Below are 24476 nucleotides of genomic sequence, written 5' to 3' on the forward strand. Positions count from 1 at the left end.
GTGGCGCGGTCAGACCGCCTCGGCGGCCGGGATCTGGTCGGTCTGCTCGGGCTGGTCGGTCCGGTCGGTCGCTGCGAGGACGCGCAGCGTGTCGAGGGCGGACGCCAGCGAGACCTCGGCCGGCGCCCGGTCGTGCGCCCGCAGGTAGTCCACGAGTAGCCGGCACAGGCGCGCCTCGTCGAGGAACTCGTCCGGCAGCCGGTGCGCGAGCAACTCGGCCATCGTCCGGGGCGGGATCTTCCGCCAGGCCAGGTCGCCGTACTCGGTCAACGCCATGAGCAGCCACAGCGCGGTGCGGTTGTCGACCCGCGCGGCCGCGAACTGCTCGGCCATCTCGGCCGACACCACGCCGTCCTCAAGCGGCAGCTCCGCGAGCCGCCCCTCGATGTCGGCGAGCACCGCCCGCACCCGGGGCACGTACCGCCGGGGCAGCCGGTCGAGCCCGTGCCGCAGGATGAGCGCGTGCAGCACCGCGTGATCGTCGGTCGTGCCGAGCGAGTCGACCAGCTCCGGGAACTCGTCGATCAGGTACGGGCACGAGATGATCAGCTCCGGTGGCGCTGTCGGTGAGCTGGGCAACCGGCTCAGCGCCACCCGGGTCAGCCCGCACACCACCTCGCGGGGCAACTGCGCGCCGTCCTCGGCGAGGCATTCCAGCAGGACCGTGGCGCTGGTGCTGGACACCGCCTCCGGGAACTCGACGGCGCGCGCCCACAGCCGCCGGTAGCTGCGCTCGTCGTACAGGATCAGCTGGTGCAGTGACGGCACCGGCCAGCGGCGGGTGGCCAACTCCACCAGGTCGGCGTGGAACCGGCCCGCCTCGAAGCTGTTCGGCGCCTGGCCGCGCCACGTCCGCGCGCCGGCCTGCAACTGGCTGTAGGTGGTGACGTCGCCGAGCAGCCGGGCCTCCTCGGCCGCCACGTTCACCTTCTCCCCCCGGCTTTCACGCCGCCGCTCGGCGACGATCCGGCCGTCGGCGTCGCGGCGCAGCCAGCTGATCATCGCGAGTTGGCCCTTCTCGTCCAGCCCTGCCCGCCACAGCCGCACCGTGGACATCCAGGTCTCGTCGTCCATCAGGTCGCTGTGCCGCACCCCGTCCGGTGACACGAGCGCGGCCAGCGCCACCAGGTTCGCGGTGTATGCGGCGAGCAGCCGCACCGGGTCGTACGGCGCGGGCCGGTAGCCGTCCACCCCGGCCAGGTTGGTCCGCTGCCGGGCCTCGGCCAGCAGGCCGGCGATCGTCTCCACGATCGCGTCCCGCTCCCGCGGATGGCGGGAGGCGAGTTCCCCTGCGAAGCCGACCACCGCCTCCCGCTTGACCAGCGGCTGGTGCGAGAGCAGCGCCCGGAACTGGCCGGTGTCCAGCTGATAGCCGAACCCGGCCGGGCTGCGGGTGTGCCGCCGCAGCTCGGCCAGGCTCCGCAGCGCCCCGATGACGTACTCGGCGATCAGGAAGTCGCCGATGGTGGCGTGCAGGAACTCGTACGTGCGCCGGGCGTCCTCGCCCTGCACGTCGTCCGGGCCGTACACCACGAAGAAGGCGGCGGTGACCAGTTGCTCCGGGCCGAGCACGTCGCCGAGTTCGAACCGGGAGCCGTCGCCGGCCCCGGGCCCGAAACAGCCGAGGTCGGCGCGGAGCGCGGCCCGGTTCACGAGTTCCCGGTTGCGGTTGAACATGGCGAACGCGGTGATCGCCAGGTCGCGCCGCAGTTGGTGTTCGCGGGCCTCCCGTTCGTGGTGCGGGAGAGCGGTCGGCGCCTTCTCGCTCACCTGCCGTCTGATGAACGCGGTGAGCAGGCCGGTGAACAGGTCGGACGGGGAGATGGCGGCGCCCGGACGGCGATCGGCCCAGTGCTCGTTGTAGTAGATGGCGAGCAGCGTGAGCAGCAGCGGCTGGCGGGCCAGCTCGCCGTGCGACAGCAGCTCGCGGGCGGCGAGCCGGCGGTAGCCGGGCCGGTCCTCGTTTGCCGCGTTGACGGCGGCCAGCCACGCCGTCACCTGCGCGTCGGTCAGGTCCTCCAGCCGCACCAGCACGGTGCCCTGCGGCACGCTGGCGCGGTCCATCACCAGGATCCGGGACGTGATGATCGGGATGACGGAGTAGCCCAGGTCCCACTGGGCCTCCTGGAACTCGGCCACCCGGTCGATGTACTGGGAGTGGGCGGTGCCGGTGACCTGGACGAGTTCGTCGAACCCGTCGAAGATCACCACGACTGTGGTGTTCTCGGTGGCCCGGCGCAGATCCGCCCAGCGGATGCGCTCGTCCATCACCTGCTCGATCGCGGCCTCGATCTGTTCGGTCGGCGACGTGTCCCCGGACATCCGGCGCAGCGGCACCACTATCGCGGTGAACCGGCTCGCCGGCAGCCGGGCCGCGATGACCCGGGTCAGCAACGTCTTGCCGGCGCCCGGCTGGCCGAGGAGCAGCAGCGGACGGTGCAGGCTCGCCGGATCGGTCAGGTACTCGGAGAGGAAACCGACCAGGTCGCCCCGGCGCGGCTGGTCGTCCCACCAGCGCTCCCGCTCCGGCGACGTGTGCTTGCCGTACTCGGCGGCCCGGAAGTCCGGGCTGATGAACCCCTCCTCCACGGTGGGCAGGCGCAGGTGGAAGTCGACGTCCTTGATCCGTAGCAGCGGCTGCCGGAACACCGCGGCCAGCGAGCCGGTGAGCCGGTCGAGGGACTCGCGGAGCAGGTCGGGACGGTCGGCCGGGGCCGGGCCGGACAGCTCGGCGAGATTGCGGTACAGCTGCGCCAGCGCGTCCAGCCGGGCCGAGACCTCGGTGGTCAGATTGCGGTTGTCGATCAGGTTGTGCTCGATCGCCTGCCGGAGCATCCGGAACCCGAACTCGGGGAGGTCCGCGGCGAGGCGGTCGAAGCGGTCCTCGTAGTGCCACATGGCCCGGCCCACCACCCGGGACCGCAGCGACGTGAGGTCGAGCCCGCGCCGCACCGACGGCCAGGCGGCGAGGCCCTCGCAGAACGCGATGGTGGCGTCGTAGAGCTTGACGTAGGCGGCCTCGACGTCCCGGCGGGTGTCGTCCATGCCGTGGACCGAGGAGGGCAGCGGGAAGTACCCGCCGTCGATCTCCTTCGGCAGCGTGTGCTGGCGACGGTCGGCCGCCACCATGCCCACCTTTTCCGCGTCGGTCAGCTCCAGCCGGTCGAAACCCGGCCCCACCTCGTCCCGGAAACCGTCGAAGAACGCGGAGAGCGCCAGCACTGTGTGGCTGGCCTCCAGCAGCTTGTAATACGATTTCCCGCCGGTTGTGCGGATGCGGCCGGCCTGGTTTCCGGTGGCGTCGCGGACGAGTTGCATGAGCGCGTTCTTCGGGCCGAGCAGAGCGAGCGCCGTGCCCTGGGTGAGCGCCCCGGCGCCCAGAATCCCCGCGCTGACGACCTTGTCGGTCTCGGTGATGCGCGTGCTGCCCGGGGCCAGCAGCTTTAACGCATCTCGATAGCTGAGGCTCGAACGGCGCGGCATGCCGCCCCTTCCGCTGCTGGCGATCGGGATTCTTCAAGGATAGAAACTTCAGTGACGGAAAGCTATCGATTCCTCACCGGGCGGCTGCTTTACGACGACTTTTCCATTCATTCATCTCATTCATCTGCTAAATGCGGCCAACGCGTCGGACCCCTATAGTCGAGCGGTGGACGACACACGGGTACGGCAGGCGTACGGGGCGGTCGCGGAGCTCTACATCGAACTGATCGGCAGCACCGCCGCGGTGCACCCGGACGACCTCTCCCTCATCGGGCGGCACCTGGGCGGCCGGACCGGCCCGGTGCTCGACCTCGGCTGCGGACCGGGTCACCTCACCGACCACCTCCGGTCGCTGGGCGTCGACGCCACCGGGATCGACATGGTTCCCGAGTTCGTCGCGCACGCGCAGGCGACCCATCCGGGCGGCCGGTACCGGCTCGGGTCGCTGGCCGACCTCGCCGTCCCCGACCACTCCGTCGACGGCATCCTCGCCTGGTACTCGCTGATCCACCTCCCGCCGCCGGATCTCGACGCGGTGCTGGCCGGGTTCCGCCGCGCGATCGTGCCGGGTGGACCGCTCGTGGCCGGCATCTTCGTCGGCGACGAGGTGAGCGCCTTCGACCACAAGGTCGCGACCGCGTACCGCTGGCCGGTGGACGAGTTCTCCGCGCGGCTGCGGCAGGCCGGGTTCACCGAGGTCGAGCGCCTGACACGCCTGGACGACGACGCCCACCGTCCGCACGCCGCCGTCGTCGCCGTCGCAACCGGGCCCTGAGCGTCCGCTTCTCCTGCGCGAAAATTGGCGGAGCGAACGGCGGCGACTGTGCCAAGATCGACGCTTGGAGCCCGACCGACCGGAAGGACACCATGCCCGCGTACGTAATCGCCCACCTCCAGGACGCCGCCCCGCACCCGGACATCGCCGAGTACGTCGAGCGCCTTCCGGCCACCCTCGCCCCGTACGGCGGACGGTTCCTCGTGCACGCCACGCCGCACGAGGTGAAGGAGGGCGCCTGGCCCGGCGCGGTCGTGATGCTCGGCTTCCCGGGGATCGCCGAGGCGCGGGCCTGGTGGGACTCGCCCGCCTACCAGGAGATCGCGCCGCTGCGCTCGCGGCACATCGAGGGCGACATCATCCTGGTCGAGGGCGTCCCCGACGACTACTCCCCGACCGGCCTCGTGCAGGCGATCCGGACGGCGCTGCCCTGAGCCGGACCGGCCGGCGCGCCCGGGACCTCGGGATCGTCGTCGGGTCGCTGCCCACCGGACGCCACAACGCGATCACCGACGTCCCCGGCGTCCTGGTCGGTCACACCACAGTCGACGACGGTGGCGAGCTGCACACCGGCGTCACAGCCGTCGTACCGGGCTGCCTCGGCCCTGGGCGGTGGACGCTGCCGGCGGCCGTGTTCTCCGGTAACGGGCACGGGAAACTCGTCGGCTCGACCCAGGTGGACGAACTCGGCGTACTGGAATCCCCCGTGGTCCTGACCGCGACGCTGTCGGTGTTCCGGGCGGCGGACGCGCTGCTCAGCTGGTTGATGGAGCGCCGGCCGGACGGGGTGTCGTTCAACCCCCTGGTCGGCGAGACGAACGACGGGCACCTGTCGGACATCCGCCGCCGCCCGATCACCGAGGACCACGTCCTGGCCGCCGTCGCCCAGGCGTCCGACGGGCCGCCCGCCGAAGGCTGCGTCGGCGCCGGCGCCGGCACCACCGCCCTGGGCTTCAAGGCCGGCATCGGCACCTCGTCCCGGACCGTGCGGACCGCCGGCCGTACGGGGACGGTCGGCGCCCTGGTCCAGTCGAACTTCGGCGGCGTCCTCACCGTGCTCGGCGTGCCGATGCCGGCCGACGAACTGGTCCCCGCCGCCGACCGGACCGAGCCGCCCGGCAACTCGTGCATGATCGTGGTGGCCACCGACCTACCAGTGGACGCGCGACAGCTCGGGCGGCTCGCCCGCCGGGCGGTCTTCGCCATGGCCCGGGTCGGCGCGTCCTTCAGCAGCACCAGCGGCGACTACGCGATCGCGTTCACCACGTCGGATCAGCCGCCGATCCCGGACGGGGAGATCGACCCGGTGTTCGCGGCCGTGCTGGACGCCGTGGAGGAGGCGCTGCTGAACTCCCTGTTCACCGCGGTCACCACCACGGGCGTGGGCGGTCGTACCAGTCACGCGGTTCCGCACCGCGCCGTGATCGAACGGCTGACGGCGGCCGGACGGCTCCCCGCCCCTCCGCTGATTCCGGAATCACCGTCGGAAACGCGCCTGCGGACTACGCCGGCGCGCGACGAGCCGGGCTCCTGAGCCCGGCCGGCGCGGCCCTCGCGCGTCCCGCCGCGCCGGCCGTACTCGTCAGCCGAGCTCGGCGTCGAACGTCCTACGGGCCTGTTCGATCTGGGGCAGGTGCGCGTCGGCCCAGTCGAGCAGGACGTCGATCGGGGCACGCAGGGTCTTGCCCAGCCGGGTGATCCGGTACTCGACCGCGACCGGACGGGTCGCCACCACGTGGCGTTCGACGATGCCGTTGCGTTCGAGCCGTCGCAGTGTCGCCGTGAGCGATTTCTGTGTCACCGCCGGGATCGCGCGGCGCAGTTCGTTGAATCGGCACGGCCGCTCGCACAGCTCGTTGAGGACGCTCAGCGACCACTTGTCCAGCACCTGATCGAGCAGCTCACGGTGCGGCGCGTCGATGCGCAGCTCGGCGGCGCGAACGCCTGCGGTATCGCCCATGAAACCAGGTCTCCTTGAAGTGTCCTTCGTCAACTAGGTATCAATGGTAAACCTAGTTTGGTTCGTGAAGGAGAAACGATGTCTGTCACCCGCTTCAGCCCTGCCGGTCTTCAGCCGCACACGCCGTACCACCACGTGGCGGTGGCCACCGGATCGCGCCACATCCACGTCAGCGGCCAGATCGCACGACTGGGCGACGGGACTCCGGTCGCCCCCGGAGACCTGGCCGGGCAGGTCGCTCAGGTGCTGCGCAACACGGGCCGCGCCCTTGCCGGAGCCGACGCCTCGTTCCAGGACGTGGTCCGGCTGACCTTCTACGTCACCGACTGGACGCCCGACAAGATCGGGCCGTTCATGGCCGGCATCGAGTCGGTCGTCGAGGAACTCGGCCTGCCGTGGCCGCTTCCGCCGGCATCCCTGATCGGGGTCGACCACCTGTTCGAGCCCGACGTGCTCGTTGAACTGGAGGCAACTGCCGTCTCGCAGAACGGGTGACTTCCTGGGCCAAGTCGACCGAGCTGGTGTTCGCCGCCGCGCTGGGCGCGGTCGAGGAGAGTCACTGGTGAGCTCGAACGTCCTGTTGGTCGTCGACGCGGCCGGGCATCCGCAAGCCCGGCTGCGCCGACACCGATCCGCTGCCGACCGCCCGTTCGGTTCGCACAGCCGGAGGGCGCGCCGATCAGGCCCACTGTCGTCACTTTGAGTGACCACGCCGATAAGGATATCGCGGTGGCTGCCGTTACCGTTACGAGACCGGGACAACGTTGCCGGTCGAATGTGGACTCCCTAACCTCGACCACGACGAGGGAAATTAAACGTCATCTTTATGAGGCGATGACCGCCGATGCCGGTCGGCAGCCGCTTCGGCGTAATGCCACCCGGGGCTGACCGCAGTCCATGCTCACCCAAAGTGAGGGAGGTTGTGGTGAAACCAGTTCCCGAGGCCTCTCCCCAGATCATCGGCGCGGCCGAGGCACGGACCGGAACCGAGTGTCCGGAACCGAGGGCGGAGGGCGGCCGGTACCTGGTGACCGGCGGGCTCGGGTTCGTCGGCAGTCACCTCGTACGGCACCTGCTCGCACTCGGCGTCCAGGTCACCGTGTTGGACAGCGACCGCACCTCGACGCGCGCCGACCGATTGCGTGCCGGCGTGCCTGCCGGCTCGGTGGCACGGCTGAGGATCGTGGCCGGTGACGTCCGGCGTCCGGAGGACCTGCACGATGCGCTCGCCGACGGCCCCTTCCGCGCGGTGTTCCACCTGGCGGCGTACTCGGTGATCGAACGGGCCGCGCAGGATCCGACCGGTGCCATCGCGACGAACGCGATCGGCACGGTCAACTTGCTCGACGCGCTGCGGCGCGCGCCGTCCGCACTGCCCGACGCAGTGGTCATCGCCAGCACCGACAAGGTGTACGGGGAGATGGAGGGGAGCCGGTACACCGAGCAGAGCGCACTGCGGGGGATCGGCATCTACGACGCCGCGAAGCTCGCGGGTGACGTCATGGGGCAGGCGTTCCATCAGTCCTTCGGCGTCCCCACCGTCGTCCTCCGCCTGTGCAACGTGTTCGGCCCGGACGACCGGAACAGCCGCTATCGGCTTGTCCCCCGCTCGCTGTCCCTGATCTTCGACCCCGCCGGCCCACTCCCGCCGGAGTTGTACTTCGAATCGATCGGGCATTGGCGGGACTACATCTACGTCGACGACGTGGTGACCGCGTTGCTGCTCGCCGCGGGTCACCCCGCCTGCCGGGGTGAAGTGTTCAACGTGGCCGGCTGCGTCAACCTCAGCACCCCGGAGGTGCTGCGCCGGGTCGTCGAGGCCGCTGCCGAGTACGAACGCCGCCTCGACCCGGAGCGCGCCGAGCGGATCATGGCCAACGGGTTCCGGGTGGTGGTCCGTGGCCAGACGCCCGGGGTGACCACGATCAGCCGCCAGCACCTCGACGGCACGAAGTTCGCTCAGACCACCTCCTTCCGGGCCCGGACCGACTTCGACCACGGGCTGCGGGTGACCGTCCGGGCGGCCCGGGCGGGGTACCTCGACCCGACCGCCGGCCCGGTGCTCGCCGGCACGACCCGATGACCGCACCACTCCCCTCCGTGGCAGGGCACCCGCCCGCGAGCGTCGACCCGGCGAGATTCTGGGCCGGCCGGCGGGTCATGGTCACTGGTGGCTGCGGTTTCGGCGGTGGTCATCTGGTGCTCCGGCTGGTCGCGCTCGGCGCCGAGGTGGGCGTCTTCGACCGGCAACCGGAGCAGCCCGGCGTACTTTGCGGGGATCCGGCGCGAGCCGAGGTCGACGTGATGCGTGGAGACGTCCGCGACCAGGCGGCGGTGGTCGCGGCACTGCGTCGGTGGCGTCCCGAGGCGGTCTTCCACCTGGCCGCCCAGCCCCTGGTGCCGGAGAGCATCCGTACGCCGGCCGACACCCTCGCGGTGAACGCCGGCGGAACCTACACGCTGCTGGAGGCGGTCCGCCGGATCGACCAAGGAACCGCCTTCGTCCTCGCCTCCACCGGCGGCTACTACGGCGAGAACCACGACGATCGGCCGTTGCAGGAGGAGGACCCGGCCCGCGCGGCGGCGAATCTCTACGGCGCCTCGAAAATTGCTGCCGACGTGGCTGTACAGGCGTACGCCCGCACCTTCGGCCTACCCGCCTCGGTGTGCCGGTTCATGAACACCTACGGGCCGGGCGATCGACAGACCTCCCGCCTGGTGCCACACGCACTCCGGCGGCTGCGCGAGGGTGGTCCGTACGACTTCGGCGACCGCGATGACGGCACGACGCGGTTGGACTTCCTGTTCGTCGGTGACATGGTCGAGGGCTACCTGCGGGTGGCCGAGCGTCTCGCCGGGAACCCCGGGAGCTGCTACAACTTCGGCTCCGGCCGTCCCACTGCCATACGGGCCGTCGCCCGGATGGTGAGCGAGGCGTACGACGGTGTGGCGCGGGAGCCGCTGTTCCGGGGCCCGCGCCGGGACCGGCCGATTGTCAAGAGCCTGGACGTCACCCGGGCACGGACCGAATTGGGGTGGGTGCCCACCGTCTCGCTCGCCGACGGGCTGGCCCGCACCGTGCGGTACGCGACGGCGGGACCAGCGGGATGAGTGGCCCGCTGGAGCGGATCCTGCGGGACGCGCACTTCCGAATGGATCTGTTCCCGGTGAGCCGGGATCGGACCTTCCTCGCCCATGCCGCAGTCGCTCCGCTGCCCAGGCCCGTGGTGGAGGCGGTCACCGCCTACCTGGAGCGGGCCGGCCGAGAAGGACAGTTCGACCTGCTCTGCCCGGGCCTGGCAGAAGACGTGCGGTGTCTCGCAGCCGAACTGCTGGGGGTCGACACCGAGGAGATCGCTCTGAGCCCGTCCACCTCGGCCTCGCTGGGCACGGTGGCCGGGGCTCTGCGCTGGCAAGCCGGCGACCGGATCCTGGTGGCCGCCGACGACTTCCCCAGCCTGCTACTTCCCTGGACCAGTCTCCGGGAGCAAGGCGTCGAGGTGGCCACGCTGCCGTACCGGGACACGCCGGTCGGCACCGATGAGGTGCTCGACGCCGTCGACCACCGGACCCGGTTGGTGGTCGTCTCCACCGCCCACTTCGTCACCGGTCGGCCCGTGGCAGACCTGTCCGGCCTGGGCCGCGCCCTGCGCAGACGGTCGGTGCTGCTGGCGGTGGACGCGATCCAGACCCTGGGGGCCGTCCCGGTGGACGCTCGTGACGTCGACTTCCTCGCCGCCGACGGGCACAAGTGGCTGCTGGCCCCGGCCGGAATGGGGGTGCTCTACGTCCGCCGGGCACTGCTCGAGCAACTCCGGGTCCCGGTCGTCGGCTGGCACAGCATGGACGACCCGAAGCGGTACACCGCCGACGGCGTGCTCGCCGCCGGCGCACGGCGGTTCGAGCCCGGTTCGCTCAACGTGCTCGGGCTGCTCGGTTTGCGGGCCGCGCTGCGCCTGCTCCACGAAGTAGGGGTTCCGGCCGTCGCCGACCGGCTCGGGTCGCTGCGCCGGACGCTTGTCGCCGGCCTCACCGGGCGTGGCTACCAGGTGCCCGGAGCCACCGAGGAGCGCTGGAGCGGCATCACGGCGTTCCGCCGGGACGGTGTCGACGCCGAGGACCTGGCCCGGCGGCTGCTGGCCGGCCGGGTGGTCACCTCGGTGCGTCGGATGCCGGGTCCGGGAACCGCCCACATCCGGCTGGCCCCGCACTACTACACCACCGACGAGGATTTGGAGCGGCTGTGGACGAGGCTGTGAAGCCGGGAGCGCCGTACGCTTTCGACGGGCTCGCCGCGCAGTACACGACGCTGGTGGAGACATCGTGGCAACGACTGCGGCACCGGCTGATCGTCGCCAACCTCCGGCGACACCTGACCGACGGGCCACGCCGGTGGCTCGACGCGGGTGCAGGGGACGGTCTGCTCGCCGTGGATCTCGCCGGGGACGGCCATGGGGTCACCCTGGTCGAGCCGGCCGCCGACCTGCGGGACGCGGCCGGTCGCCGACTGTCCCGGGCGGGACTGCTCGCACGGTGCGACATCGTCCCCGGCACCCTCGACGACGTGCCCGCATTGATCGGGCGGTCCGGACCGCGAGGACTGAGCCTGCACAACGTGCTGGAGTACGTACCCGATTGGGGTGCGGCCCTGGACGGCTGCCTGCGTGCGGTGCCCGTCGGTTGCCTGGTCTCCGTGGTGGTGAGCAATCCGTACGGCCAGTTGCTGGCCGCCGCCGCGCGGGGCGCGGACCCCGGTGATCTGCTCGACCGGCTGCGATCCGGCACTCTCACAGTGGGCCTCGACGGGCACCGGTTCAGCCGAGCGGCGCTACCGGTCGGGCAGGTCGCGGAGCGGATGGAGGCGGCCGGGCTGCGCCTGGTGGGCCGGTACGGCGTCCGGGTCTTCCACGACGTCCTCGCCGCCGGACACGGCGACCGGATTCTTGACCCGGAGACGGTGTTCGCGTTGGACGACGCCGCCGGCCGGAACCCGGAGCTGGCCATGCTGGGTCGACACGCGCACCTGGTGGGAGAGAAGGCGTGAACAGCTCCCCGGTGGCCGAGGTGCCGGCCTTCCACACCCTCTGGACCGCGCCGAGCCGAGCCCGAGGTGTGGCGTACGAGTTCACGCCGTGGGAAGTCGTCACCGCCGTCCTGTCGGTTCGTTCGTGGCAACGATTCCACGGGCCGGTCCGCCTTTACACCGACGACGCAGGCGCCCACCAGCTGGACCGGCTGGGACTGCTCGACCTCTATGCCGACGTGTCCACCGACCTCGACGACGTCACCCCGTACGACGTCGACCCGGTGGTCTACTACACCGGCGGGAAGCTGGTGGCGCTGGCCGCCGAGCGCGCCCCGGTGGCCATGCTCGACCTCGACCTGTTCCTGCTCTCCTCCGTCGACACCACCTGCGCCGACTTCGTCTTCGCGCACGTCGAGCGTGCCACCGGCGACATCTACCCGCCGCTGGAGCGACTCCCCGGCACCGACCGGGTCGCCGGCACCCCGCCGGACCTGGCAGCGAACACCGCGTTGGCGGTGTTCAACAACGAACGGCACCGGGCCGCCTTCACGACCGCTGCCCGCACGTTCATGCGGGGCAACGCCGATCCGGCCGGCTGCGCCCCGGTCGCCCTGCCGGCCTTCTGCGAACAACGACTGGTGCTGTGCGAGGCGGAGCGGCTCGGACTGAGCTACGCGCCGGTGACGCCGGCGGTCTGGGATCCCGGGGAGCGAGCCTGGTCGGGCGACACGAGGAGGGCTCCGTTCCACCACACCTGGATCCGCAAGCGTCTGCTCGCCCGCGACCCGTTGCGGCAGGCCCGCTACGTCCGCCGACTGGTCACCGAGGTCGCCCGCAACTGGCCGGCGGACCTGGACCGGCTCACCGCGCTCGCTTCTCTCGCCCCGGCGGTCGCCGAGGTGCGGAGCCGGGGACCGGTGTCGGGGCCATGACCCTGCGGTTCACTGTGCTCGGTCCGGTCGGCGTCACCGTGGGAGCGCGCCCGGCCGAGATCCATCGGCCCCGCCGGCTGGGAATCCTGGCATATCTCCTGCTCCACGCGAACCAGGTGGTCACGGTGGATCGGTTGATCGCCGCGACCTGGGGCGACGCGCCACCGACGACCGCCCGCGCGCAGGTCCAGTCGGACATCCACGGGTTGCGGCGGGCCATCCACGCGGCCGGGTCGTCCGACAATCCGATCTCCACCCAACCCGGCGGGTATCGGCTCGAACTACGCCCGGAGCAGCTGGACCTGGCCCTCTTCACCGACCAGGCCGCCCTGGCCCGCGCCGAAGCGGCCCGGGGCGAGGCGGAAACCGCAGCCGGCCTGATGCGGTCCGCCCTGTCACTGTGGCGGGGCCCGGCCCTCTCCGGGGCCAGCGGCGACTTCCTTGAACCGGCACAGGCCCGCCTGGAGGAGGCCCGCCTGGATCAGTACGAGTGGCTGGTCGACCTGGAACTGGCGCTCGGCCGGCACCACCGGCTGGTCACCGAGCTGACCGAGTACCTCACCGAGCATCCGCTCCGGGAGCGGCTGCGCATCCAGCTCATGCTCGCGCTGTACCGCAGCGGACGGCAGCCGGACGCGCTGCGGGTCGGGCGGCAGGGCCGGGAGATCCTGGTCGACGAGTACGGTCTCGATCCCGGTCCGGCGCTGACCGAACTGGAGACGGCGATCCTGCGTCAGGATGCCGCGCTGAACGCCCCGGGAGGATCACCGGCCGAGCCCGCCGCCACCACGGTCGGCGACCGTCCGGCCGTCTCGACGTCCTGCCGCCCGGCGCAGTTGCCGCCGTTTCCGGTGCCGTTCGCCGGGCGGGCCGACGACGTCGTCCACCTCGGCGCCCACCTGCACGCGGAGGAAGGCCCCGAGAGCCGGCCGGCCCCACCGGTGCTGCTGCTGCACGGGATGGCCGGTGTCGGGAAGACCGCCCTGGCGGTCCGGATCGCGCACACCGTCCGGGCCGACTACCCGGACGGTCACCTGTACCTCGACCTGCGCAGTGGCGGATCCGAGGCGCGGGCGCCCCGGCACGTCGTCGCCGAGGCGCTACGGGGCCTCGGGGTGGACCACCGGGAGCTTCCCTACTCGCTTGACGAACGCGCCGCCCTCTACCGCAGCCGGCTGGCCGACCGGCGGCTGCTGGTCGTGGTGGACGACGCCGGCTCGGTCGACCAGGTCCAGCCGCTCGTTCCGGCCGCCCCGGGCTGCGCGGTGCTGGTGACCAGCCGATTCCTGCTGGACCTCCCCAGTGCGCGGCGGCACCGGGTGGACCCGCTGCCCGAGTGCGCCGGGCTGGACGTGCTGACGGCGCACCTCGACGACCGGCGGAGTGAGGTGGCGCCGGCCGCCGCGCGGGCGGTGGTCCGGGCCTGCGGCGGGCAGCCGCTCGCGCTAAGGATCGCGGCGGCCCGGGTCCGATCCGGAACGCGGCTGACCGATCTGGCGGAACTGCTCGCCGATCCACGGCACCTGCTCGACGAACTCGCAGTCGACGGGCTCTCGGTGCGGGAGGGCCTGGCCGCCGTTCACCGGTCGCTCAGCCCGTCGGCGACCCGGGTGCTGGCGGCGGCGGCCCAGCTGCCGACTCCGTCCGTGCCGGACTGGGTACCGGTCGCCTGCGCCGGTCTCGGTGCCCGCGAGGCGGTTCGCGTCCTGGACGAACTGGTCCGCTGTCACCTGCTGACCCTCGCCCCGGGTTCGGCCCCGGGGCCGAACCGGTACCTGGTCCATCGACTGGTCGCCGCGTTCGTGGCCGCCGGGGAGGGCGGCGACCCGCCGGGCGACGATCCGGTGGCCCGTGCCGCGCACACCTGGGGTGTGCTGGCCGGCGAGGCGGTCCGGCGGATCACGGCTTCGCCGCACCCCGCCGAACCCACGCCGCCGCCGGACGTGGACCTGCACAACCGCACCCTCGCCGATCCGGCCGGGTGGCTGCGAAAGGAGCGGGCGAACCTGATCGCGGTGCAGGCCCTCGCCCAGGACCGGGACTGGCCGGAACTGGCGGATCGCATCGCCGCCGCCCTGGCCGACCGGCACAGTCACGTACGCGCCTGCCCGCCGGTGCCGACCGCCGTCGGCCAGTCGAGAAGTTCCTGGTAGGCAGCCACCGTCGCGGCGGCGGCGCGGGCGCGTAGGCCCGGTGCCACCTGGGGGGCGTCGCCCCGTACGGCAGCGACCATTGCCTCCAACCAACGCCGGATCTCCGCAGCGCTCATCGTCACCGCGTAGTCGGCGTCACTGGCCGGCGGGTCGAGGCAGACACCACCGGCGCCGACGGCCTCGGGCAGGCCACCGACCCGGGTCGCCACGACCGGTAGTCCGTGCAGCATCGCCTCCCGCGCGACCATGCCGAAGCTCTCCCGCCAGAGGCTCGGCGCGAGCAGGAGATCGGTCTCGGCGTACAGCGCGCAGACGTCCTCCCGGAACGGCGTCACCTCCACGTTCGGGCAGCGGTCCGGGTCGACGCCGACCCGGCGCAGGTCAACAGCGGTCCACCGCCCCTCCACGAGCCGGAACCGGAACGGCAGCCGGCGCGCGGCAGCGACCCCCGCCAGGGTGAGCACGACGCCGAGGCCCTTGGCTGGTTCGGGGTTGACGAAGGTGACCCGGACCGGTCCGCGCCGGCCGACCGGCGGGCGCACCGCCGGGCAGTCGCAGGGGCGCGACATCGGCGCGACGACGTGTGCCCACGGGCCACCGCCGGCCGCGAGCTGCTCCCGGGCGTACGCCGACGGAACGACGACCTCGTCGGCGCGTTCGAGGGTTCTGGCGGCGGGCGGCAGGTCGGCGGCTGGGTGCTCGACGACCAGCCGGACCCCGGCGGCGACCAACCGATCGACGAGAGGCGTCTCCTCACCGTCGGCTCCCGGCCAGAGCAGGGCCGCGTCCGGCCGGTCGGCGCGGAGCAGCCGGTCCAGTTCGGCGCGGAGCGGACCGAGCTCGGTCTGCGGGTCGCTCACCGGCCGGCCCGGGTGCAGTGGTCCGTCCAGCACGGTCGTCCGGTGCCCGGCGGCGGTCAGTGCGCGGGTGAGCTCGCGCAGGTGAACGGCCTCACCGGAGCGGCCCTCCGCCAGCCGGTACCCGCTGAGCACCAGCAGGTGCCTCAACGAGGCGTCCACAGGCCGCCACGGCGGTACGCGGTCAGGCCGAACGCGGTTCGTATCCGTTCGAACGCGTCCACGCGGCGACGCAGATCGGACCGGCTGGCCGGGTCGCTCTTGCGGTACGTGAACGGGGCCAGCCAGACCAGCGCGCGGGAGTCCAGCGGGCGTAGGGTCCACGGACCGTCGGCCAACGCCGGATCGTCCTGGTTGGCCCGCCAGTACGCGACCACGAGCGCCGGGTCGAACGGCAGGCAGGCGGTGTGCCACTCCAATCCGACCGGGCGGCCGGCGACCGCCTCCGGCTGGTCCGCGCTTCCTCCGACGACGCGCAGGTCGTCAGCGTGGCCGACTGCGTCGAGAGCCACCCGCAGGCCGTGCTGCCCGGCGATCCGCCGAACCTCGGCGACGATCGTACCGAGCATGGGCCGGGAGACGGCGCCGACGGTCAGGTACAGCACCAGACCGTCATGAGCGGTGGTGACGCCCTGCATCTGCCGCCGCGCCACGGGCTGGAGCAGTGAGCCGGTGACCAGCCGATGGTGCAGCAGTTCCCGCCAGCATCGCAGCAGTGCTTCGGTCGGTTCGGGGCCTGCGAGCAGCACCAGTGGCGCGGTGTACGGCACCGCGGGCGGCAGGACGTGCGTCAACTCGACCACCACCGGACCGTGCCCTCCGGTCTGGAAGACCGTCCCGCGCGAGTGCGGACCGGGCGGGTAGGGCAACGCGCGCCGGACCCGGTCGTCCTCGTCGCCGGTCCAGTCGAGCCGGAACAGCGTGCCCTCCCGGCTGAGCACGAGGAAGTCCCGGCAATGCTGTTCGCGTTCGCCGAGCCCGGCCAGTAGCCCTCGGTCGAGAGCGTTGCCCAGCACCGAGGTGTGCGGACCGGAGCCGGGTGGGGGCAACCGGTACGGTGCACCGGCCTCGTCGAGCGCACGCTGCAGTTGCGCGAAGGTGACCCCGGGCTCGACGGTGGCCAGGCCCAGTTCCGCGTCGAGGTCGAGCCGGTCCAGCCGGGCGAGCCGGACGATCGCACCCGGCTCGGGCACCCGGGCGTCGTCATAGCCCCAGTTGCGGCCGAGTGCGTCTACCCGCCAACGGACCCCGGCGGCGTTGAGCACACCGACGACGGCCATCAGTCCGGCCAGCGATTCGGGCTCGACCAGCCAGTCGGGTCGGTGTCCACGCGGGACGGTGGAGTCGGGGGCCGCGCGGACCACCGCACCGGCGTTGGCCAGCAGATCTGGCAGGGCTGTGGCAGTCATGCCTGCTCCAGGGCGACGCGCAGTTGCCCGGGCGCCACGCCGTAGTCACTGACGAGGATCCGGCGGATCATGGTGAACACCTCGACGATCTGTTCGGCACCGCCGCCTCGTTTCAGGTTCCACAGGTGGCCGAAGGCCGGGGGTGGGCTCAGCCAGCGCAGCGAGCGGGTGGACCAGCGGGCGGCGAAGATGCTGGTGACCGGCCGGCCGGCGCGCATCGTCAGGTCGGTGGCGAGCACCTGCTCGGCAACGGTCATGTGCAGGTGAGGGTCCCGCCCGGGAGTGGCCGGGTTACCGTCCAGGAAGGCCAGACCGGTGGCGCTGATCCGATCCGCGAGTGCCCGGTCGGCGGCGCGGAACAGGGCGGTGTTGCCGACCAGTCCGGGAGCGTCGGGCAGATCCACCCCGGCCGGGTTGCACAGGCCGCGCAGGCCGGCGTAGAAATCACCGTCCCCCACCTCGAGGTGCGCGAAGTGCGATCCGGGGCCGGTGAGCCGCAGCGGCGCGAGCAGGTAGGCGTCGGTGTCGACCAGGACCGCGTCCGGGAACCGGGCCAGGGCGAGCAGCTTCGGCAACGCGAAGCAGGCGCTCCTGTCGTACCGGTGGTCGAGCCCGGTGTCGTCGAGCGGTGTGGTCCGGTCGTAGAGGTCGAGCCAGCCCAGCCCGGCCAGCCAGTCCGTGGTCGGGGCGTCGGCGTACAACTCGACCGGGCCGGCGTGACGCCGCCAGGACAGCACGCTGAGCAGCCAGGTGGCTGCGGCCAGCTGCCGGTACGCCCGGGGCCGCCAGCCCGGCACCCGCCAGTACGCGTGCACACCGCGCAGCCCTTCAGCCATGGTCGGGCACCAGCCGGGAGATGCCGTCGGCGGACCGTTCCACCACGAGGTGCCGACTGCCGAGGTGTGCCGCTACCGGCCGGTGGCTGACCACCACGAGGGTCTCCACCCGCTGCTGCACCGCGCGCAGCAGTCGCAGTTCCATCGCCCGGTCCAGGGAGTTCGTGGCCTCGTCCAGGATGAGCAGGGACGGCCGGCGCAGCAGCGCCCGGGCCAGCGCGAACCGCTGCACCTCCCCGGCACTGAAGGTGGCGTTGTCGATCTGGAGGGTGGTGCGCAGTCCCAGCCGCAGCGGTCGCAGCACCTCGTCCAGCTCGAACAGGCGAAGCACCTCGTGCAGGTCCGCCTCCCCGATGTCGTCGGCACCGCTGCACAGACTGTCCCGCAGGCTGGTCCGGGCGAAGTCCGATCGGGGTGGCACGTAGCAGACCATCGGGCGGAGCCGGTCGGGGTCCCAGTCGGCGACGGGGACGCCGTACACCTCGGCGTGGCCGGACGGGACCGGATCGAGCCCGCACACGATCCGTGCCATCGTCGACTTGCCGGCACCGCTCGCCCCGCCGACGGTGACCGTCTCACCTCTCGCCACATGCAGGTCCAGCCGTAGGTCGAACCCGTCGCGCGGGCGATGCACCCGGACCTCGCGCAGCGCCACCGCCGGAGCGCCCGGCACCGGCTCGGTGCGGGTGCCGGCCGGTACCACCGGCAGGTCCATCAGGGTCGCGACGTAGCGGAGCTGTCGTTCCAGTTGGGCGGCGGCCGGCAGGCTCTCCGCGACGTTGACCACGGCGAACATCACCGTGCCACCCATGGTGAGGAAGCCGAAGAGTTCTCCGGTGCTGACCGCGCCGGCGGAGACGAGCACCGAACCGACCAGCAGAATCGCGTAGAGACCGACGAACCTCAGCGCCTCGGTCGGGCCGGTGACCCAGGAAAGCCGGAAGTTCAGTGCGCGGATCGCCTCGTTGAGCTGGTCCAGGCGGCGCGCGTGGGTGTCTCGCAGGTGTCCGGTCGCACCCAGTCCCCGGAATGTGGACAGCCCGCGGGTGAGGGTGATCAGAACCTCGTGGACCTCACCCTCGAGCCGGAGCCGCTCGTCGTAGTGCCGCACGATCGGCCGCCGGGCCAGCATGGTCAGCCCGACGTGCCCGACGGCGAGCGCGGCGACCACCGCGGACAGCGGCAGCGACATCGACACCATGAAGCTCATCAGGACCAGCACCGCGCAGACGTCGGTGAACACCGCCAGGGCCAGCCCGGTGCTTCCCTCACGGACCTCGCGGACGGTGGTCACCCGGTGCAGCAGGGAACCGGAGGATGTCTCGACGTTCGTGGCGGTCCGGGAGAGCCGGTCCACCAGGTGGTTGAGCAGGGCCCTGTCGAACGCCAGCCCCAGCGTGGTGAGGTGGCGGTGCCGGAACCAGAACATCGCGCTGAGCGCGAGGAAGAACAGAATCAGGCCGGCGACGAGGCCGGGAGCGCTGTCCCCGCCCTGCCCGCTCGCCCGGTTGAGGTACGGCATCAGCACCAGGTTGAGCAGCGTCAGCCCGGTGTAGAGCAACAGGCTGACGGCGAGTACCGGCACGACGTGACGGAAACGGAGACCTCCTGCCCGTACCAACGGGCGCAGCCACCCGAGCCGGGCCACGCGGGGCCGGACGCTCGGTGCGGGGCTTTCCCGCGGCACCAGCACCCAGCCGGAGCAACGTTCCCGGTACCGGCGCTCGTCCAGCCACTCCGGGCCGGTGGCCGGGTCGAAGATCCTGACGCGGCGGAACCGCCGGCCGATCACTGTCACGAAGTGGTCGGCGCGCAGGTGCACCACCGCTCCGGTGGTCAGCGCGTCGAACGGGCAGTCGCGCGTACCCCGGTAGCCGACACCGCAGACCTCGGCGGCGGTGTCCCTCAACTCCCGCATCGATCGGGCGCCCCGGGCATCGAGTGTTTCCCGCAGCCGCGCCTCGGGCGGGTCGTGTCCCAGGAGCCGCAGGCTGACGACCAGGGCTTCCACGCCGCAGTCGTTGTCCTGGCGTTGCAGGGTGAAGGTCATCCCCGCGCCCCGACCACGGTCGCCGTCCCGTCACCCAGGCTCAGAACCGCGCCCCACCACGGCGGTGTCGGTTCGGTCGCCTCCACCAGCGCCAACGCGACGCCCAGCGGACCACTGAGCAGGGCGTGCGCCAGTGGCATGCCGAACACGGCGTTCAGCCCGCCGTCGTCGGTCCGGTCGAGATAGGCGACGAGCCGCGCGGTGAGCCGGACACGCAGGTCATCGGGTACGAGGCCGGCCCAGAGTGGGGCGAGCCTGGCCGCCAGGGCCACTCCGGCCAGGCCGTGACAGAGCGTCTCGTCGCTGGCGGGATCGGCGACCAGGGTGGCCAGCCGGGCAAGCGTCGGGGTGGTGACCGGCGCCTGCGTCACCGAGACGGCCAGCGCGGCGTCCACGTCGGGGCCGAGCGCGACCGCCGTCCCCGGCAGCCCTGAGCACAGGGTGACGCCACCGACACCGAGTTCCCCGGTGTCCAGCGCGGCGGGGGTCAGTCGGAGCAGGTCGCCAACAACCGTCGTGGCCGCGGCCTGCTCGTCCGCGACGTCCGCCAGCATCCGCCGGAGCAGGAGGTTGCCCGGGCGGCCGTGGTACAGGCCGTTACTACGCTGTGCGGCGATCCGCCGGGCCACGTCCGCGAGCGAGGCGGCCATGCTGCCCCGCAACTCGTCGTCGGCGACGTCCCACAGTCGCATGCCCACCCCGCCGGCCCCGTTGATCAGGTCGACGTTTCCGGCTTCCAGGTCGGACCGGTACTGGGCCCGAAGCGCGGCGACGGCGTTCCGGTGGGCAGCCGCAACCAGGCGCGGGTCATCCGGCTCGTCGCCGAGGCACTCCCGGGCCAACCGGTGGAGCAGCCAGGCGGTGCGGTCGTCGGCAGCCGGCCCGGCGCCGAGTGCGACCCGGGTGAGTCCGGCCGCGAGTGGTCGCCGGTGCAGGCGCTGTGCGAGCAGTGCGATGCCGGCCAGGGTCGCCGCAGGAGCCCCGCCGCGCTCCCGCAACTCGACGACGAGCTTGGCGAGCAGACGCCCGGCGGCCTGCGGGTCAGACATCCGCGCCGTCCCGGTCGGGTGTGCGGGTCGGGCACGCCGTCGCCGGTGTGGCGACGCGCTCCGCCGCCGACGACCGGCCGGCCCGACCGGCATCCACGGAGCGAGCCGTACGGGCCCGTAGCAGGCGGGCGGCGGCCATCACGATCTCCGGCTCCCGGGACACCGCCTGGTTGAGCGGGAGGCCCCGGTTCACAGTCATGTGGATCAGGCTGTTGAGCGCCAGTAGGCGCGCGTCCGGCTCCAGCCCGGTCAGGTACGCGAGGGTGGGTTCGGGAACGCGGCTCTCGGTCGCGAACCGGTCTTCCAGCTGGGGCCGGGCGATGCGGTAGCTCGCCATCCACTCCCGTTGGTCACGGCTACTCGGCAGGCGAGGGTCCAGGCCGCGCAACCGGGCCAGGAAGGCCACCGCGTCGGGCCCCGCGAGTTGGTGACACCAGGTGGCGATCCGGGTCACCGCGAGGACGTACCGCGCGGTGACCTCCGGGGTTCTGGCCAGGCGGCGGATCCACCACGCCGAGTCGGCGCAGAAATGCGCAACGGTCGCGACGCGGGCGTCCCGGCCGCCGTACCGGTGGTCCTCAGGCACCCATGGGTGCGTCTCCACCGGGCAGGGGTGGTGCGGTGACCAGGCGGCGAGGTGGGCGCGCAGGTCGGCTAGCAGCTCCGGGGTGGCTGCCGGCAGCCGCAGCCGCAGCCGCAGGTGCGGGCGGTCGTCCCGGTAACGGATGTGGAACAGTTCACCGCGGTCCATCAGGGCGAGCACCTCTGCACGGGCCAGCCAGGTCTCCACTATCCGGTCCGGCGCGTAGACGTACCAACTGGTCCATTCGGGGTCCGCGGCCGGCGGTCGTCTGACGATCCGGGTGCTCGCCAGCCTCGCGGTAGCCGGGAGGTCGGCGCGCACCCACGGCACCCAGACGTCGTGTGCGTGGTCGCCGAGCCGTGAGGTCACCGGCGTGGCGACGGGCAGTGCCTCCTGCAGGACCAGCCGGTCGGAGCGGCGCAGCCGGCGAACCAGCCACCGGCGGTGGTCGACGTCGGTGACGTCCACCCGCAGCGTCAGGTCCGCGGAGCGCTCGGTCACCTCCACCACCGGGCCGAGACCCACCTCGCCGAGCACCCCGGCCAGCGCGCCCGGGTCTTCGGCGAGAGCGAGCAGGTCGGCACGGTGACCGGCGTCCAGGACCACCCCGCGCCGGGCGAAGAGACAGCGGCCACCGGTGATCCGGGGCACAACCGACCCCGGGGGCAGCTGGAACGCGGGGTCGATCATCCGGCCGGTGGCGTTGCCCTCGACGGCCACCATCCCCAGCAGCCGCACCACCCACGGGTTGGTCGGCTGATCCAGGTTGAGTGGGCTGTCGAACCGCAGTTCAACCAGTCGCCCGTCCGGCAGGTGCACCAGGTGCAGGCGACCGTCGAGCACGGTCACCGCCAGGTCGGCCAACCCGATGTCGCCGGGCCGGGCCGGCAGGTTGAGGTTCAACCGGGGCAGCGGCCCGGCCGGCCGGCGGGTCAGCGGAGCACGACCGTCGACGGGCGTCCAGCCGAGCTCGACGGTCAGCCGACCGGGGTCCACCCGCTCCGGCGGCGCCGGCAACGCCACCACGTCCGCCAGCCGCGCACCCGGACCGTGCCAGAGTCCCGACAGGGCCATCTTGAGCCACACGTCCGTCCCGGAGACCGGGTTGGCCAGCACTGCGCCGCAGACCATGCCGTTCGGCGGTTCGACGGCCGCGACCGGACCGGCCGGTCCGCCCGCCCGGGAGGTACGCCGCGGGCGCCAGCGGTCCACGTCCTGAGCGGTCCGCCACCAGTCGACCAACACGCCGTCCCGGTCCTCGGCGGGCACGAACAGCCGACGGGCCGGACCGGGCGGCGGCTCGGCCCCGACCGGCGGCGCTGGTTCCCGGCGCCAGCTACCGAGCGGATGGTCCACCGGTGCGCTCAGCAACCAGGACAGCGGCACCGCCCCACCGCTCACCATGGACTCCAGGTGGTTGCGCAGGGATGCCAGCCGGTCCCAGGGCCAGGTCATTCCGAGCAGCCGGGCCGCGCCGGCGACCAGGGCGGTGGCGGCCGTCCGGTCAACTGCGGGACGCACCGCGCTGAACGCGTCGACGAACTGGTCCGGGCGGAACGGCCGCTCGGTGGCCATCAGAGCGCCCACCGTCACCGCATGCGGCTGCGGATCGGCCGCGGAAAGCCGCGGGCGGTCGAGACGTGGCGTGTCGACGAACGGTCCCGGCGTGTGGATCGGCAGGAGCACCTGCTGCTCGACGCACCTGTCGAACTCCTCGCGGCCTAGTTCACCGATCCAGTCGGCGGCGCCACGAGGGCCGGTTGCCCGGCGCTGCGCGATCAGACGCAGCGCGGGCGTGTCCGGGGCCGACGAGGCGGCGCCCCGGTCCGGACGCAGGTACATCCACCGGCCGGCGTCGGCGGCGAGGGTGGGGTTGGCGAACCACTCGTCGATGCGCCGGGGCACGTCAACCGGATGTACCACGACGTCGGTCTCCAGGTCGACCCGCGTGGGTCCGGGGTCGTCGACCAGGTCGGCCCGGGCGGAGAAGGCGAACAGACCGAACGGGGTGGGACGGTGCCTTGCCCGCGCCGCGTACACGGCCCGTAGGGTCCGATCGGTCCGCCATTCGCCGTCCGGCCCGGAGGACCGGCCGTACGTCGAGGCGTACCCGACCGCCAGGTCGAGCAGCCGCCCGGCCGCCTCGCGCGCGTGTACGTCGGCGGGGTCGACCCGCGGCACTGCAGGCAGCATCGGCACCCGGATCAGGCACCAGTCGCCGACGCTCAGCCGGGGCGCCGTACCGCCACTCACCCCGACCGTCCGTGCAGGTAGGAACGCATGGCACCGTGCGGGCGCATGGTCTCACCGTCCCGCCGCGCCGTGACCAGCCGGGCCCGCAACGCGGGGTCGGCGGTGTCGCAGGCGGCCACCAGCGCCAGGACCGCGTCCAGCGCTACGTGGTACGCCCCGGACAGCAGCGCCCGGAACTCGGCACGCAACGGCGGGGCGAACGGCTTGAGACGCCCGTTACGGGCCAGGGTGTCGAGGTCCCGCAGCATGTCGGTGACGCCGTGCCGAGCCAGGACGCACCTGCTGTAGGCATCGCTGTAGGTGGTCGCCCACGCCGAGGTGCCCGTGACGGTGGGCCCGAGCAGCGCCAGCAGACCTTCGGCCAGGCCCAGTGGCACGCCGGGCATGTTGGCCAGGAAGAGTTCCCCGTCGCCGTAGATGCCGGTGGGCCGGTCCGACGGGACGTCGGTCAGGTCGACGACGTCTGTCTCATCGACGTGGACGTCATCGGCTCGCAGTGTGTGGCTGGTGGTGGCGAGCAGGCCCGGCCCGGCCCAGGGCTCGTCGACGCGGAGCAGGTCCCGGCGCAGCAGCGCACTCCGCCGCCGGCCCTCCACCGGCACGCAGCCCATGGCGAGGTAGGTCGCCCGATCCGCGCCGGAGGCGAAACGCCACCGTCCGTCGATCCGCGCGGTCCCGTCTCCATCGGGACGGAGCACGCCCACCGGTGCGACGACGCCGAACACCTGGTTGTCCCGGGCGTACGTCCGGTCCAGCAGTTCGTCGGACGCGAAGGTCGAGAGGTAGTGCGCCGTGCCGTTCGCGATCATGCACAGCCAGCCCTCGGCGACGTCCCCGGCCGCCACGTGACGGACCAGTTCCAGCCCTTGGACGAGGCTGCGCGACTCCTCCGGGCCGCGTCGAAGCCACACCAGCGGGTACGGCGACTCCGCCCCGGCTCTCGGATCAGCGGTGCCCGGCGAGACAACCTGCTCCACGCGGCCCACGCGGCCTCCCGTGTCGGTGCAAAGGTCAGACATGGTGGATGCTTCCCGCGCCGGAGCGGGCTCCTCGTCTGCGGAACGAGTCTGGTCCGACCCGCTATCCGGCTTCTCCTCGTCCGCTATCCGG

19 protein-coding genes are annotated in these 24476 nt (G+C 72.5%); 10 read left to right on the forward strand and 9 right to left on the reverse strand.

The annotated features are described in order from the left end of the window. Positions 1–9 precede the first annotated feature (9 nt). On the reverse strand, positions 10–3483 hold the full coding sequence (locus FHU28_RS01340) for an NACHT domain-containing protein (RefSeq protein ID WP_184680041.1): 3474 nt from the start codon (positions 3481–3483) through the stop codon (positions 10–12). Positions 3484–3649: 166 nt separating this feature from the next. Between FHU28_RS01340 and FHU28_RS01345 the strand changes: the two genes are divergently transcribed. The 3 genes from FHU28_RS01345 to FHU28_RS01355 all read left to right on the forward strand — a co-directional run bounded on the left by FHU28_RS01345 (position 3650) and on the right by FHU28_RS01355 (position 5792). Next, positions 3650–4258, forward strand: a complete 609-nt coding sequence (locus FHU28_RS01345) for a class I SAM-dependent DNA methyltransferase (protein WP_184680043.1) — start codon at positions 3650–3652, stop codon at positions 4256–4258. Positions 4259–4350: 92 nt separating this feature from the next. Further along, entirely contained in the window at positions 4351–4692 is a 342-nt protein-coding gene (locus FHU28_RS01350; RefSeq protein ID WP_184680045.1) for a DUF1330 domain-containing protein, read from the forward strand. A 47-nt stretch (positions 4693–4739) separates the two neighbouring features. Continuing rightward, a complete protein-coding gene (locus FHU28_RS01355; protein WP_260413247.1) occupies positions 4740–5792 on the forward strand; it encodes a P1 family peptidase in 1053 nt (350 codons plus the stop codon). Between the two features lie 48 nt (positions 5793–5840). Here the strand turns inward: FHU28_RS01355 and FHU28_RS01360 are convergent, their stop codons facing one another. Next, positions 5841–6218, reverse strand: coding sequence for a winged helix-turn-helix transcriptional regulator (locus FHU28_RS01360; protein ID WP_184680049.1), 378 nt, complete (start codon positions 6216–6218; stop codon positions 5841–5843). 78 nt (positions 6219–6296) lie between these two features. On the opposite strand from FHU28_RS01360, the gene FHU28_RS01365 reads away from it, so the two are divergent. The 7 genes from FHU28_RS01365 (at position 6297) to FHU28_RS01395 (ending at position 14329) form a co-directional block, all read left to right on the forward strand. Beyond that, positions 6297–6713, forward strand: coding sequence for a RidA family protein (locus FHU28_RS01365; RefSeq protein ID WP_184680052.1), 417 nt, complete (start codon positions 6297–6299; stop codon positions 6711–6713). Between the two features lie 430 nt (positions 6714–7143). Further along, the gene (locus tag FHU28_RS01370; protein ID WP_184680056.1) at positions 7144–8301 is read left to right on the forward strand and encodes an NAD-dependent epimerase/dehydratase family protein; all 1158 of its coding nucleotides are present in this window, start codon (positions 7144–7146) and stop codon (positions 8299–8301) included. Continuing rightward, complete coding sequence (locus FHU28_RS01375; RefSeq protein ID WP_184680059.1) at positions 8298–9329, forward strand: NAD-dependent epimerase/dehydratase family protein; 1032 nt, start codon at positions 8298–8300, stop codon at positions 9327–9329. The genes FHU28_RS01370 and FHU28_RS01375 overlap by 4 nt, the downstream gene beginning before the upstream one ends. Then, positions 9326–10477 (forward strand): aminotransferase class V-fold PLP-dependent enzyme, encoded by a 1152-nt coding sequence (locus tag FHU28_RS01380; RefSeq protein WP_184680061.1) that lies wholly within the window; start codon positions 9326–9328, stop codon positions 10475–10477. Before FHU28_RS01375 ends, FHU28_RS01380 begins: the two co-directional genes overlap by 4 nt. After that, positions 10462–11262: a class I SAM-dependent methyltransferase gene (locus tag FHU28_RS01385; RefSeq protein WP_073831719.1), complete on the forward strand. Its 801-nt coding sequence runs from the start codon at positions 10462–10464 to the stop codon at positions 11260–11262. The genes FHU28_RS01380 and FHU28_RS01385 overlap by 16 nt, the downstream gene beginning before the upstream one ends. Next, positions 11259–12176 carry a DUF6734 family protein gene (locus tag FHU28_RS01390; protein WP_184680064.1) on the forward strand — a complete coding sequence of 306 codons (918 nt, stop codon included), beginning with the start codon at positions 11259–11261 and terminating at the stop codon, positions 12174–12176. Before FHU28_RS01385 ends, FHU28_RS01390 begins: the two co-directional genes overlap by 4 nt. Continuing rightward, positions 12173–14329: an AfsR/SARP family transcriptional regulator gene (locus FHU28_RS01395; RefSeq protein WP_184680072.1), complete on the forward strand. Its 2157-nt coding sequence runs from the start codon at positions 12173–12175 to the stop codon at positions 14327–14329. Before FHU28_RS01390 ends, FHU28_RS01395 begins: the two co-directional genes overlap by 4 nt. Here the strand turns inward: FHU28_RS01395 and FHU28_RS01400 are convergent. Genes FHU28_RS01400 through FHU28_RS01430 form a run of 7 tightly spaced genes read right to left on the reverse strand, consistent with a single transcriptional unit; the run spans position 14269 to position 24352 of the window. Next, the gene (locus tag FHU28_RS01400) at positions 14269–15336 is read right to left on the reverse strand and encodes a glycosyltransferase family 4 protein (RefSeq protein ID WP_184680073.1); all 1068 of its coding nucleotides are present in this window, start codon (positions 15334–15336) and stop codon (positions 14269–14271) included. The two genes, FHU28_RS01395 and FHU28_RS01400, sit on opposite strands and share 61 nt — an antisense overlap. After that, positions 15333–16595, reverse strand: coding sequence for an FAD-binding protein (locus tag FHU28_RS01405; RefSeq protein ID WP_184680074.1), 1263 nt, complete (start codon positions 16593–16595; stop codon positions 15333–15335). Before FHU28_RS01405 ends, FHU28_RS01400 begins: the two co-directional genes overlap by 4 nt. Continuing rightward, complete coding sequence (locus tag FHU28_RS01410; RefSeq protein WP_184680075.1) at positions 16592–17431, reverse strand: hypothetical protein; 840 nt, start codon at positions 17429–17431, stop codon at positions 16592–16594. Before FHU28_RS01410 ends, FHU28_RS01405 begins: the two co-directional genes overlap by 4 nt. Next, entirely contained in the window at positions 17424–19481 is a 2058-nt protein-coding gene (locus FHU28_RS01415) for an ATP-binding cassette domain-containing protein (protein WP_184680077.1), read from the reverse strand. Before FHU28_RS01415 ends, FHU28_RS01410 begins: the two co-directional genes overlap by 8 nt. After that, positions 19478–20530 (reverse strand): glycoside hydrolase family protein, encoded by a 1053-nt coding sequence (locus FHU28_RS01420; protein WP_184680078.1) that lies wholly within the window; start codon positions 20528–20530, stop codon positions 19478–19480. Before FHU28_RS01420 ends, FHU28_RS01415 begins: the two co-directional genes overlap by 4 nt. Then, a complete protein-coding gene (locus tag FHU28_RS32975) occupies positions 20523–23366 on the reverse strand; it encodes a thiopeptide-type bacteriocin biosynthesis protein (RefSeq protein ID WP_184680088.1) in 2844 nt (947 codons plus the stop codon). Before FHU28_RS32975 ends, FHU28_RS01420 begins: the two co-directional genes overlap by 8 nt. Continuing rightward, a complete protein-coding gene (locus FHU28_RS01430; protein ID WP_184680091.1) occupies positions 23363–24352 on the reverse strand; it encodes an acyl-CoA dehydrogenase family protein in 990 nt (329 codons plus the stop codon). Before FHU28_RS01430 ends, FHU28_RS32975 begins: the two co-directional genes overlap by 4 nt. Positions 24353–24476: the final 124 nt, after the last annotated feature.

This window comes from Micromonospora echinospora (assembly GCF_014203425.1).
Classification (GTDB): Bacteria; Actinomycetota; Actinomycetes; order Mycobacteriales; family Micromonosporaceae; genus Micromonospora; species Micromonospora echinospora_A.